We start from the raw sequence: 12064 nt of genomic DNA, 5'->3' as shown, positions 1-12064 counted from the left end.
TTTCGATTACAATATCCTATCCATATCTGCAGTTGAATATGAATCTTTTGCCCTTTCTTTTAATGATTCGTTAATGATTATTAGCGTTGTGTTGAAATCATATAACCATTACTAAAAATATTGTAACACAAATAGTGTCAACCTTCACGAACTTTGTCTTATAATTAAGCGTTAATGTTCAAAAAGTATTGGATTGGACGTAAATTATATAAGCAAAAGAGAAAATGATGTAATGGAAAATGGATGACTCTATGGCATCTTTGTAATGAAAAAGAAAAGTAAAATGAAATCCCAAGGAAACATTAAATCTATTATAATTATGATCTCCATAACATCTTTTGTCTCGACTTCTTTGACTTCTTGTGATTGGATGATTGTTAACAACAACCACAACAAAGAAAAGGTATTTGGCATCAACCAAAATAAAGTGAACACGAATAAACACGAGGCCAAATTATTGGTCATGGCTTCGCAAAACAATATAGATGCTGTCGAGTTATGCAAATTAATTAGAAATTCTGAAACGGAAAAAGACATTAAGCACTTAGCTAAAGAACTACAACAAACCCATATCAAAATATTTAACGATTATAAAGAATTGGCTCAGGAAAAACTAATATCAATCCCCCAGCATTACAATATAGAATATGGATTTGTTAATGCCAAGCTAGAAAAAAACAAAGATGACAAACTCGTTAAGGACTATTTAAAACATATCGTCCAAAAAATAAACAATCAAATTGAATTACTGAATAAGCTCTCAAAAACTACTAATAACAAAGCGTTTAGTGAGCTTTCAAAAAAAACGAATCCAATTTTAAAATTAGAACTTATCAAAACCAAAGACATGCTCAAGAAGCTAGAAATGGATAAAAAAATATTGTGAATACAATTATAAACAGAAGCAGCATAAAGACGCTTTATGCAAATGTAAAGGGGTTGGAATGGAAAAGTTCTAGCTTCCAACATTATAAAATTAACATTAACCTTAAAAACACCATATGAAATGAGAAGTTTATTATATATCATAGCTGTTATACTTGTAATAGGTTGGGCATTGGGATTCTTTGTCTACAGCTTGGGAGGTCTAATACATATCTTATTAGTTATTGCCGTTATAGCAATTCTATTACGATTGATAGGTGGCAGATCTGTTTAAAAGCATAAAAAAAAAATCAATAACAATAAAAAAAATTAAAAAACATGAAAACAAATAGTTTATTAGGATTAATAACAGGTGTAGCAGTAGGAGCTACTTTAGGCGTATTATTTGCACCAGATAAAGGAGAGAAAACCAGAAAAAAAATTGCTGCTAAATCTCGAGAGGCAAAAAACAAATTAAAAGAAGGTTTCGATGAATTTGTTGAAACGGCTTCAGAAAAATATTCTGAGCTCAAACAAGAAGGCGAAGCGTTTATAAAGTCAAAAAAAGGAGATTTAAAAGAGCCCGCCATTAATAACGAAACAAAAAAAGCATAAATAAAAATGGAAACCTTATCAAAGCATTTTGAGTCTGTTTATCAAAAAGCCAAAAACTATACTGAAACCAGTATTGAATTATATAAGCTTAACGCGATTGATACGACTGCAGATATCGCCTCGGCATTAGTCTTGAAATTTGCTTTGGTACTGGTAATTTCCATATTCACAATGTTTTTAAACATTGCAATAAGCCTTTTTATAGGAAACAGGATAGGAAATTATTATCTAGGCTTTTTAATAGTATCTATATTCTATTTAATTATAGCACTGCTAATATATCTTTTTAACGATGTATTAATAAAAACGCCTATTACCAATTTAGTGATATCAAAATTATCGAAAAGGAGAAAAACTCAGAACAAAGCATACAATCCAGAAGACAATGAAAGTTTACAAAAATAAAAGCCAGGAATTAGAGGCTAAAATAATCGCTCTGGAAAACAAGCAAAAAAACGAATTTTCGGTACTAAAAAATGAGCTTAACATGGTCTATGGAGAATTAAGGCCTTCTCAATTATTGAACAGGGCCTTAATGGATTTGAAAAAAAGCCCTAATACCAAAAACAATCTATTCGAAATCACGGTAAGCGTTTTAGGAGGGTATTTTTCGAAAAAACTGCTCATAGGCAAATCCAATAATATATTCAAGAGTTTATTGGGATATGCTGTTCAATATGTTTCAACAAAAGTGATTTCAAAAAACATAAAATAACCGTTTAAAGCAAATCCAAACAGAACATTTTAGTAGCAACATTGGTAATTGCTTTAATAGTTAGAGCTCTAAATATTTAAAAAAATGTCTTAGGACTTAAGTCAAAGACAATATTAATAATTAAAAAACAGAAAACATGGAAAGTATAAATAAAGAAACCCTGAAAATAAATAAAGAAACCGTAGAGGTTCTACAGGAACTATTACAAAAGAATTACGATGCAGAGACAGGCTATAAAAAAGTAATGACCAAAGCAAACAGCTTAGCTTTAAAAGATTGGTTACAAAGTAAAGCGCGCCAAAGAAACACTTTTGCCACACAACTAGATAGTCAAATTCGCGAATTAAATGCTACACCTGCTACCAGCGGAAGTGTTTTAGGATCGGTACACAGAACATGGATAGACATTAAAACAGCTTTAAGTTCAGATACAGATGAAGCTATTTTAGAAGAATGTATTAGAGGCGAAAAAGCCAGCGTAAAAGAATACGAAGCACAACTTGAAAAAAACGAAGTGTATTCTTATATAGGAGATTTATTAAAAAGTCAATTAACAGATATAAAGAATGCTTTAAATACGGTTAAAAGACTTGAAGATATCGTATCCTAAAATTAGAAAGATAAACATTAATTAAAAAAACACCAAAAGTATGTTACGTTGGACAATCACATTTATAGTAATAGCATTAATCGCAGGAATATTAGGATTTGGCGGTATTGCAGGAGCCTCTGCAGGCATAGCCAAAATTCTATTCTTCATATTTATTGTGCTATTTATTTTGTCACTTATAAAAAGTGGCATAAAAAGGTAAAACAAAAACATTTAAAAACGAATTAAAGATGAAAAAATTATCATATATATTTATATTATTATTCTCACTAGGAACTATGTTCACTAGTTGTAGAGACCAGAAAACAGCAGAAGAAAAAGTTGAAGACGGTATTGAAGAAGTTGGAGATGGTATTGAAGATGCAGTCGATGAAATTGAAGATGAAGTGGAATAGAACCGTTAAACCAACATTCACTTCATAAATAAGCAGGTTATAGATCAAAAGGCAGCCTTAAAGGCTGCCTTTTGTAAAACCAGAATTAAGGGGAGAAAGTTTAATTATTCGTAAACTACCAAGATAGTATGTCCATTAAAAAAAATCGTAAAATCTACAAAAAGAAGCGCTATATTATACCTATTGTCGTTATTATATTTTTAGTTGCTTTTCGATTGTATTTACCCACTATGGTCAAAAACAAAATAAACGATGTATTAGTCAATATCCCTGGATATCATGGACATGTAAACGACATTGATATTGCCTTATACAGAGGGGCTTATGTTATAAAAGGCATGTACTTAAACAAAACGAATGCCCAAACCCAAGTGCCCTTTTTAAATTTTCCGAAAAGTGATGTTTCCATTGAATGGAAATCACTTTTTAAAGGTAGAATTGTAAGCGAAATTATCATGACAGGCCCTGAGCTCATTTATGTTTTCGAAGACCAAAAAAAAGAAGGGAAAACACCCAATGTAAAAGATTGGACACAAGCCTTAACAAAAATTGTCCCTATAGACATTAACCATTTTGAAGTGCATGATGGAAAAGTGGCCTTTGTACAATTGCAAGCAGACCCTAATATAGATTTAAGCATCTCTAAAGTAGAATTAGTAGCAGATAATTTACGTAACGTCGTATTGAAAGAAAGGATACTTCCCTCTCAACTTCACGCTACAGGTGTCACTTTTGGAAATGGAAATATGACTTTAGATGGCCGTATTAATTTAATAAAGAAAATTCCAGATATGGATCTAGCTTTTTCATTAGAAAAATCCAATGCCAAAGCCTTAAATGAATTTACGCGTCACTATGCAGGAATAGATTTTGAAAAAGGAACTTTTGGACTGTATAGCGAAATTGCCATTGCCGATGGATTTTTAACAGGCTATATGAAGCCTTTGTTAACAGATTCCAAACTCATTGGTAAAGAAGATGGATTTCTCGGCGTACTCTGGGAAGGCCTTGTAGGTTTTTTTAAATTTATTTTTAAAAACCAGCGCACCGACACTTTAGCAACTAAAATCCCCATTGAAGGCGATTTAAACAATGTAAAAGCTGGCGTATGGCCCACTATACTAAACATTTTTGGAAATGCCTGGATAAAAGCTTTTAAAGGACAGGTTGATGATGAGGTGGAGTTTAAAGATGCTTTTAAAAATACAAACAAATAATACCACTCTACAAAAAATAATGAAAAGACTGTAAAAAGGCTGTCTTTTTTATTTGGATAATACCATTTATTGTTTGAAATACACAAGAACTAAAAGCAACAAGACTATCATTAAGCTAAAAACAATGATTAGTTTTTGTCTATTCTGCTTGTTTTCCTGCTTAATTTTTTCTTTAATTTCTTTTAACTGCTCTGGTGTTGCTTCTGGAAATATAGCTAATTTAACATTAGAATAGCTGCCTCCTAAAGCACTTTTTTCTTTTCTTTTTGATAAAAGGCTCCTATTATTTTTTAAAGAATTATTAGCAGCCATCATTGCGCCTTCTCCTCCCATAATTTCTAAGTATTAAAATGATTATTGTATTGAAAACGTTCAATACATTTAAAGTTCTTATAATAATTTGACCATTCAATAAAACCAAGTTTATTGAAATTAAATTTTAAAAGATTATTTTGAGGTTAGTAAAAAAGATTATCCTCAACAATCGTAAAAAAAGCTGCTTTATATACATATATATAGCTAAATCAATATAAAATAACATGAACCTTCAGAGTAAAAAACCGAATTTCTTCGTTAAAAATACTCGTCGTAACTAGGCTATGCCTGCGCTTTTTGCCTTGAACTTCAATTTTTTATTTCTAAATATTCTATGCCATTTTATAGCGACTTAGCTATATGTAATTTATTTTATGAAAATGTTACAAGTTTTATAAAGAACTTATCTTGACTTTTACTATTTCCTAAAACCTGCCTGCAGGCAGGAATAGCCCAAATTCGTTCATATTTTGTTACTTTTCTTATTCGTAACAGTACTATGACTTTCAAAAAGTGCCTTATCTGAACAAATTTTAGCTCATTTTAGCTCATTTTAGTTCACTTAACTCTTATTATCATAATATAGGAGTTCATGAATCTTCGATTTCGGTTAAAAACAAAAAATCAAGATAAGTTCAAATAAATAATGCTTAGAAAAAAGCTGTCATGGTAATAGTAATAAAGACAAGGACTTTTAAAATAGTTCTAGTGCAGAAACCAACCGTTTATCTCTTAAATTCTCTGTTGTGAATTTCTTGTGGTTATAATTATAAAAACCAAGATGAGTTCCCTTTTAAAAATCAATTATAGGCATTTATTGCTCCTCAAAAACCGCCCTTTTTAGTCAATTTATTTCAGGATAGAACACATAAAAAAGCCACCGATTAATCAGTGACTTTCATAATAACCTTTTGCTTAAACAATGGTATTCAATATAATAGCCCTTGTTACCAAGTTATAAGCAAAGTACAAATGAATACTTTTTATTTATAAATTTATTGCGGTTTTACCACAAATTTTCAGTACATTAAATAAGACTCCAGAAAACAATCTATATTTTTGAAGGTCGGACTAAAAACAAATACCTCAAGATGAACAAAATCGGCATTAATCTACTCATCATAGAAGACTCTGCTATTATAGCAAATGCTTACAAAAATATATTAAGTGAAATAACGAATGTTGTCTTTAATGTGACTTTTGCCAAAAATTGTGACGAAGCTATACACAAGATTCAACGAATTAAAACACAAGTAGTTCTTCTAGATCTCCAGCTTCCTATTTCAACAAACGAACGCTATATTTGCGGAGAAGACTTGGCCGTTTTAATAAGAAAGGAGTCACCCAGTACAAATATCTTAATTTTAACATCTATTACAGATCAATCCAGAATTCAAAACATCATCAATGAAATTCATCCTGAAGGATTTATGATCAAATCCGATATTGATGGTATTGATCTAAAAAATGCTATCCTAAACACTTTTAAAGGAAAAACATATTATAGTAAAACCATTGAAGGCTATACCCGTAAAACATTCGCCAATAAAATAACCATTGATGATTTTGACAGACAAATACTATATCATTTATCCATGGGCGAAAAGACTAAAAATTTATCTAATTATATCCCCTTATCGACCAGAGCCATTGAAGTAAGGAAAACCAAATTAAAAAACTTATTAGATACCAACAACAATGAGAACTTTAACTTAGTAAAAGAAGCAAAAAAGCTTGGTTTTATTTAACAAAGAAAGATCATTCTATGTTTAGGTAGTTTTAGTATAATTTTATAGTAATACGCTTATATTAGATATATTATACAGATAAATTACTACTGCTGATTAAAATAATGAGAAGACCCTTTAAATTCTCTTATTCTTTATAAAATTCCCTATTTAAAACACTTGTCTTTTCTTTATTTGGACGACTATCTATCAAAAAAACACTCCACGATAGCACTTAATAAATAATGTGCATGGCCTTAAAACATCTTATCACCTATTACGCCAAAAGAAAGGGGTAATCAAAATAAGTACAGTAAAGAGCTCTAAACGCCCAATAAGCATTAAAAAAGAAGCCCACCATTGCGCCAATAAAGGCAAAGCCGAATAATTATTTACAGGTCCAAAATCCCCAAGTGCCGGCCCTACGTTTCCTAAACTGGATGCCGCTAAACCAATGGATGATTTAAAGTCTATTTCAAACATAGAGAACCCCAAAGCACCAATAATAAAAGATAGCATATAAAGAATAAAAAATCCTAAAATATTAAATACAATATCCCCAGAAATAGCTCTTTTATTATAACGTACCGGTATAATAGCATTTGGGTGCAAAGTACGCTTAAACTCTAAAAAACCATTTTTTATCAATATTAAATGGCGCACTACTTTTACACCACCCGAGGTACTTCCTGCCGATCCTCCTAAAAACATAAGACCAAAAAAGAAAACCACTAGAAAAGGTGTCCACATCGTATAATCTGCTGTTACAAAACCTGTTGTTGTAACAATAGCCAATACCTGAAACAGGGAGTGCCTAAATGCACTTTCTGCTTCCCCCCAAACCATAGGATGCACAATAGAGGATGCCGATATATCTGCTCTAAAATAAATGATAACTGCTGCTATTATGGTAAAGATTATTATAAATTTAAAGTACAATTTAAACTCTTCATCATTAATTATTTTTTGGACTTTTCCTTTAAAAGCAAAATAACTTAAAACAAAATTAGTCCCTGCCAAAAACATAAATAATATAATAATGTATTGAATAATCGGTTCACCGTTCCAATAAGCAATACTAGCATTTTTAGTCGAAAACCCACCTGTGGACAAGGTACATAATGAATGGTTTATAGCATCAAAAAAAGACATGCCCGCTACACTTAGCAATAGGGTTTCTGCGGCTGTATACCCGAAGTAAATAAGCCATAAACGTTTTGCTGTATCCGTAATTCTAGGGTGTAATTTATCGGCACTGGGCCCTGGTGCTTCAGCTGCAAAAAGCTGCATGCCTCCAATCCCTAATAATGGTAGTATGGCAATAGCTAAAACAATAATGCCCATACCTCCTATCCAATGTGTTAAACTACGCCAAAATAAAACACCTTTAGGGACCGCTTCAATATCATTTAGAATAGAGGCTCCCGTTGTCGTATAACCGGACATGGTCTCAAAAAAAGCATTTGTGAAATTTGGAATACTTTCGGTCAGCACATATGGTAACGTACCGGAAAGCGCCATAATTATCCAACCAAAAGAAACCACGATATAGCCTTCCCGTTTATTCATTTCTTTTTCATGATGTCTCGTAAAGACCATCAATGAAAGTCCAGCTATTAACGTAAAAATACCCGATAAGAACAATTGAAATGTCACCCCGTCTTTGTAAAGCAAGCTTACAAGAGCAGATAATAACATAAAACCGCCATTAAATAGCAACAGTAATCCTAAGAAATGAAAAATTATTTTGTAATTTAATTTCATCTTATAAATTCATCTTACCTTCAAAATCCATATTAGCGAAATAATTTTTCAACACCTTTTATCGATTTAAGCAGACTACAGACCACAACCCTGTCCCCTTCTTGAATTTTAAAACCTCCTAGCGCAATGACCCCTAAACCCTTTCTAATAACGCCTCCTATGATGGCCGATCTTGGAAAATCGATATCCTTAATATATTTATTGCAAATAGCCGAAGTGGATTTTACATGAAACTCCAACAATTCGGCATTCATATTGTTAAGTTTCGTCATAGCAACGACCTCGCCTTTTCTTATGTATCTAAAGATATTATTTGCAGCTAATAACTTTTTATTTATTAATGTCTCAATCCCAACAGAATGGGATAATTCAAAATAATCCATGTTCTCAACCAAAGCCACTGTTTTTTCAACGCCCTTTGATTTTGCTACTAAACAGGACATAATATTAGTTTCAGAATTACCTGCTACAGCTATAAAAGCATCCATGTCACTAATATTTTCTTCATCAAGCAAATTAACATTACGCCCATCACTATGAATCACTAAAACATTTGGTAAGTCATCGGCAATTTCAAATGCCCGTTCTTTATCTGCTTCAAAAAGTTTTACCTTAAATCCTTTTTCGCTTAAATCCCTAGCCGATTTGTAACCAATTTGGCTACCTCCTAAAATCATCACATTCTTTATCTCCCGGTTTGATTTTCCTGTGAGTCTACAAAGTTCTTCACCGCCGCCTTCAGAAGTCACAAATACAACATTGTCACCCCTCTTAAATTCTGTATCTCCTCTTGGAATGATGGTATATTGCGCCCCAAAACGTTGAATAGCAATAGGTACAAAATGGATTTCAGGAAATATTTTTGCAGCTTCTTTAACAGTCTTGCCAACAAATGAAGCCGTACTGGATAATGTTAGACCAACCATGGTAAGCGCACCTCCCTCAAACTCATAAGTATCGTTGAAAGATGTTTGTTTTAAAGATAATTTAATCTCTGCCGCAGCTAAAGCTTCTGGAGAAATTAATTCATCAATACCAAACTTAGTAAAGCCCACTTCGTCTTTATAGTTTATAAATTCGGTATTAGAAATTCTGGCTATGGTTCGTTTAGCCCCCAATTGCTTTGCTAATACACATACTGTAATATTAGTCGTCTCTATTGCTGTTACCGCAATAAACAAGTCACAATTATTTACTCGAGCTTCTTTTAAAATAGAGATGGAAGTCGTATCTCCTTTAATAACCCTTATATCCAAATGAGTATCGGCATAAGCTAAACTCTCTTTGTCTATATCTATTAATGTTATTTCTTGAGACTCGTAAGACAATAATTTTGCCAAATGAAACCCAACTTCACCAGCACCAGCAATGATTATTTTCATTATTAATTATCATAAAAAGTAAACAAATATACTATAAAATACATATTACCACATGAGATATTATAAATATAATATTTGACATCGTATTGGTTAATGCTTATTAAAAAACATATATTCTCCCGTAGAATATTTATTTCAATAATTATGAATGGGACAACCTGTATAATTTATTTTGCCTTAATTTAATATATTAAAGTAAAAATAAATTATGTACGTTTGCCAAAAAAATTAGAGCATTGTCAAAAATTAAACCTTACAAAAACAGCGATTTAGGCAAAAAAGAACAAGTCACTAAAATGTTTGACACTATTTCTGAAGATTATGATGGTTTAAACCGCGTTATTTCTTTTGGGATAGATATTAAATGGCGGAAAAAAGTAGTGAAAATTGTTAAGGAAAATAATCCTGAAACTATTTTAGATATAGCTACAGGAACTGGAGATTTAGCCATTAACCTGGCCGAAACCAATGCCACAAAAATTGTTGGTTTGGATATTAGTAGCGGTATGTTGGAAATTGGTAAAGAAAAAATTAAAAAGAAATCTTTAGAGTCGAAAATAGAAATGGTTTTGGGCGATAGTGAAAATATGCCTTTTGAAGATAATGCTTTTGATGCTATTACTGTAGCCTTTGGCGTGAGGAATTTTGAAACTTTGGAAAATGGCTTGAAAGAAATATTTAGAGTCTTAAAACCTCATGGCACTTTCGTAATACTGGAAACATCCATTCCTTCTAAAACACCATATAAACAAGGTTATAAATTTTACACAAAAAACATTTTACCCCTCATTGGAAAACTATTTTCCAAGGATAGAAGTGCCTATAAATATTTATGCGAATCTGCCTCTGTTTTTCCTTATGGAGAAGCTTTGAACAATATTTTACGAAAAATTGGGTTTATTAATGTTGAAGATTTTCCACAAACCTTTGGTGTGGCAACAATTTACAAATCATCTAAGTAATAAATATGAAGCGGTTTTTTGCACTAATATCATTTTTATTTATAATTCAAACATCTCACGCGCAACTTTTTAGAAAAGAAAAAGTGACTTACGATGCAAACCAAGGAAGAGGCTCTACAGATAATAGGTTATTACGCTGGGGTTACTTTTTGGGGATCAATAATTATGACTTTAATTTTGATTATAATGAAGACTTACGCGATGTTTATGTAAAAAGAAGTCCTGGCTTTAGTGTTGGTTTAATTGGAAATTTACGTATTAATAGTTTTATTGATTTGCGTTTAGAACCTGGTTTATTAATTACAACGAGAGAGTTACATTATAGCCAAACATATTTTACCGGTACAACCTTTAAGAGTTCTGACTTAACTAGGGAAGTTAAATCAACTTATATACATGTCCCTTTACTAGTAAAAATCTCTACCAAACGTATTAACAATTTTAAACCTTTTATTGTAGGTGGATTTTCCACAGCTTTAAATCTATCTAGCAATCAGGATAATCCAGAAGATAACAGTAATGGGCAATTTAGGACCAAAAAAAATTCATTGTTTTATGAACTTGGGTTTGGGATAGATCTATACTTGTACAACTTTAAATTCACCCCTTCTATACGCGGGCTTTTTGGCATAGGAGACGAACTTGTTAGAGACAAAGATCCTAATAGCCCTTGGACCAGTAATATTGCCAGTATGAAAACCAGAGGTGTGTTTATTAATTTTACGTTTCAGTAGTTTTTTTTCAGTATTCAATCACAGTATTCGGTTGGAAATTGGAAGTTAAAATCAATTTTCTAAAAAACACATCACAACCAGGCCTTTAAATAGGTTAAACTTTAGTCATTATTTATTAATACTTTATGCATATTCCTGAATTTTTGTATCATTATTATGAAAAGGATCAAGGACCATTTCTAAATATTACCCAAAACAAATTTGAAGAGGCAAAAAAAATTCAAAACAATATATCGGTTGGTTTTAATAGCAAAAGACCTCCTAATTATATCGAATTAAGATTTGCTTTGGAAAAAAGACTAAAAGAAGGCTTTATAGCTAAAGGGGGCAAACCAAAAAGAAATGATCCCTTTTATTTCACCTTAGGTCCATGTGAGTGGATGAAATCTTGTTATAAAAACCCTGATGTGGTAAAAATCTCTTTGACAGATTTGAAGCCAGAACAAATAAGTTTCACCTACCCAGATAGCATGGTATCATTTCAGTTTTATGACGAGCCCAAACTTGCTAAATATAGAAAAGCGTGTAACGGACAAGTATTCTTACTAAACGAAATGAAAGAACTAATTGACCAATACGGGATGCCTTCTGAAGAAAAATCGTTGTCTCAAGAAAACCTAAAGTATGACAAGTATATTGAAGTACAGGTATGGGATGATGCTATAATCAATAAATGGCGAGACAAAACCTAATCTGAAATCGAAGTTGAAATTGAAGTTGAAATTGAATACTGCAACTGTTTACCGAAACTGATTACTGCGACT

At 31.8% G+C, this 12064-nt stretch carries 15 protein-coding genes; 12 read left to right on the top strand and 3 right to left on the bottom strand.

All coding sequences use genetic code 11. From position 1 onward, the window contains the following. The first annotated feature begins 283 nt into the window (after nt 1–283). The 8 genes from PQO00_RS11435 to PQO00_RS11400 all read left to right on the top strand — a co-directional run bounded on the left by PQO00_RS11435 (nt 284) and on the right by PQO00_RS11400 (nt 4416). The gene (locus PQO00_RS11435; RefSeq protein WP_274184977.1) at nt 284–886 is read left to right on the top strand and encodes a DUF4142 domain-containing protein; all 603 of its coding nucleotides are present in this window, start codon (nt 284–286) and stop codon (nt 884–886) included. Nucleotides 887–1006: 120 nt separating this feature from the next. Next, nucleotides 1007–1159, top strand: a complete 153-nt coding sequence (locus PQO00_RS11430) for a lmo0937 family membrane protein (RefSeq protein WP_157757636.1) — start codon at nt 1007–1009, stop codon at nt 1157–1159. 44 nt (nt 1160–1203) lie between these two features. Next, nucleotides 1204–1479: a YtxH domain-containing protein gene (locus PQO00_RS11425; RefSeq protein ID WP_274184976.1), complete on the top strand. Its 276-nt coding sequence runs from the start codon at nt 1204–1206 to the stop codon at nt 1477–1479. A 6-nt stretch (nt 1480–1485) separates the two neighbouring features. Further along, complete coding sequence (locus tag PQO00_RS11420; RefSeq protein ID WP_274184975.1) at nt 1486–1884, top strand: hypothetical protein; 399 nt, start codon at nt 1486–1488, stop codon at nt 1882–1884. Then, nucleotides 1865–2194, top strand: a complete 330-nt coding sequence (locus PQO00_RS11415; protein WP_274184974.1) for a hypothetical protein — start codon at nt 1865–1867, stop codon at nt 2192–2194. The genes PQO00_RS11420 and PQO00_RS11415 overlap by 20 nt, the downstream gene beginning before the upstream one ends. A 136-nt stretch (nt 2195–2330) precedes the next feature. Beyond that, a complete protein-coding gene (locus PQO00_RS11410; RefSeq protein WP_274184973.1) occupies nt 2331–2804 on the top strand; it encodes a PA2169 family four-helix-bundle protein in 474 nt (157 codons plus the stop codon). A gap of 40 nt (nt 2805–2844) precedes the next feature. Then, entirely contained in the window at nt 2845–3006 is a 162-nt protein-coding gene (locus PQO00_RS11405) for a DUF1328 domain-containing protein (protein ID WP_274184972.1), read from the top strand. Between the two features lie 321 nt (nt 3007–3327). Then, on the top strand, nt 3328–4416 hold the full coding sequence (locus PQO00_RS11400; protein ID WP_274184971.1) for a DUF748 domain-containing protein: 1089 nt from the start codon (nt 3328–3330) through the stop codon (nt 4414–4416). A gap of 66 nt (nt 4417–4482) precedes the next feature. Here the strand turns inward: PQO00_RS11400 and PQO00_RS11395 are convergent, their stop codons facing one another. Beyond that, a complete protein-coding gene (locus PQO00_RS11395; protein ID WP_274184970.1) occupies nt 4483–4749 on the bottom strand; it encodes a hypothetical protein in 267 nt (88 codons plus the stop codon). A gap of 1073 nt (nt 4750–5822) precedes the next feature. On the opposite strand from PQO00_RS11395, the gene PQO00_RS11390 reads away from it, so the two are divergent. After that, nucleotides 5823–6479: a response regulator gene (locus PQO00_RS11390; protein WP_274184969.1), complete on the top strand. Its 657-nt coding sequence runs from the start codon at nt 5823–5825 to the stop codon at nt 6477–6479. A 249-nt stretch (nt 6480–6728) separates the two neighbouring features. On the opposite strand, the gene PQO00_RS11385 is transcribed toward PQO00_RS11390, so the two are convergent. Both PQO00_RS11385 and trkA read right to left on the bottom strand, forming a co-directional pair. Continuing rightward, entirely contained in the window at nt 6729–8222 is a 1494-nt protein-coding gene (locus PQO00_RS11385; RefSeq protein ID WP_274184968.1) for a TrkH family potassium uptake protein, read from the bottom strand. Nucleotides 8223–8254: 32 nt separating this feature from the next. Further along, on the bottom strand, nt 8255–9604 hold the full coding sequence (trkA, locus tag PQO00_RS11380; RefSeq protein ID WP_274184967.1) for a Trk system potassium transporter TrkA: 1350 nt from the start codon (nt 9602–9604) through the stop codon (nt 8255–8257). Nucleotides 9605–9840: 236 nt separating this feature from the next. Here trkA and ubiE point away from each other — a divergent pair, with 236 nt between their 5' ends. From ubiE to PQO00_RS11365, 3 genes are all read left to right on the top strand, one after another. Then, nucleotides 9841–10566 carry a bifunctional demethylmenaquinone methyltransferase/2-methoxy-6-polyprenyl-1,4-benzoquinol methylase UbiE gene (gene ubiE / locus PQO00_RS11375; protein ID WP_274184966.1) on the top strand — a complete coding sequence of 242 codons (726 nt, stop codon included), beginning with the start codon at nt 9841–9843 and terminating at the stop codon, nt 10564–10566. 5 nt (nt 10567–10571) lie between these two features. Next, nucleotides 10572–11300 carry a porin family protein gene (locus tag PQO00_RS11370; RefSeq protein WP_274184965.1) on the top strand — a complete coding sequence of 243 codons (729 nt, stop codon included), beginning with the start codon at nt 10572–10574 and terminating at the stop codon, nt 11298–11300. A gap of 125 nt (nt 11301–11425) precedes the next feature. Continuing rightward, nucleotides 11426–11992: a hypothetical protein gene (locus tag PQO00_RS11365; RefSeq protein ID WP_274184964.1), complete on the top strand. Its 567-nt coding sequence runs from the start codon at nt 11426–11428 to the stop codon at nt 11990–11992. The last annotated feature ends 72 nt before the right edge of the window (nt 11993–12064 follow it).

It is taken from the genome of Flavivirga sp. 57AJ16 (assembly GCF_028736925.1).
GTDB lineage: Bacteria > Bacteroidota > Bacteroidia > Flavobacteriales > Flavobacteriaceae > Flavivirga.
This window is presented reverse-complemented; position numbering and strand designations above follow the sequence as displayed.

Coding starts and splice junctions, on each gene's coding strand:
- PQO00_RS11405 (WP_274184972.1), top strand. CDS start 2,845: ATGTTACGTTGGACAATCACATTTATAGTAATAGCATTAATCGCAGGA.
- PQO00_RS11365 (WP_274184964.1), top strand. CDS start 11,426: ATGCATATTCCTGAATTTTTGTATCATTATTATGAAAAGGATCAAGGA.
- PQO00_RS11420 (WP_274184975.1), top strand. CDS start 1,486: ATGGAAACCTTATCAAAGCATTTTGAGTCTGTTTATCAAAAAGCCAAA.
- PQO00_RS11435 (WP_274184977.1), top strand. CDS start 284: ATGAAATCCCAAGGAAACATTAAATCTATTATAATTATGATCTCCATA.
- PQO00_RS11390 (WP_274184969.1), top strand. CDS start 5,823: ATGAACAAAATCGGCATTAATCTACTCATCATAGAAGACTCTGCTATT.
- PQO00_RS11400 (WP_274184971.1), top strand. CDS start 3,328: ATGTCCATTAAAAAAAATCGTAAAATCTACAAAAAGAAGCGCTATATT.
- trkA (WP_274184967.1), bottom strand. CDS start 9,604: ATGAAAATAATCATTGCTGGTGCTGGTGAAGTTGGGTTTCATTTGGCA.
- PQO00_RS11430 (WP_157757636.1), top strand. CDS start 1,007: ATGAGAAGTTTATTATATATCATAGCTGTTATACTTGTAATAGGTTGG.
- PQO00_RS11395 (WP_274184970.1), bottom strand. CDS start 4,749: ATGGGAGGAGAAGGCGCAATGATGGCTGCTAATAATTCTTTAAAAAAT.
- PQO00_RS11425 (WP_274184976.1), top strand. CDS start 1,204: ATGAAAACAAATAGTTTATTAGGATTAATAACAGGTGTAGCAGTAGGA.
- PQO00_RS11385 (WP_274184968.1), bottom strand. CDS start 8,222: ATGAAATTAAATTACAAAATAATTTTTCATTTCTTAGGATTACTGTTG.
- PQO00_RS11415 (WP_274184974.1), top strand. CDS start 1,865: ATGAAAGTTTACAAAAATAAAAGCCAGGAATTAGAGGCTAAAATAATC.
- PQO00_RS11410 (WP_274184973.1), top strand. CDS start 2,331: ATGGAAAGTATAAATAAAGAAACCCTGAAAATAAATAAAGAAACCGTA.
- PQO00_RS11370 (WP_274184965.1), top strand. CDS start 10,572: ATGAAGCGGTTTTTTGCACTAATATCATTTTTATTTATAATTCAAACA.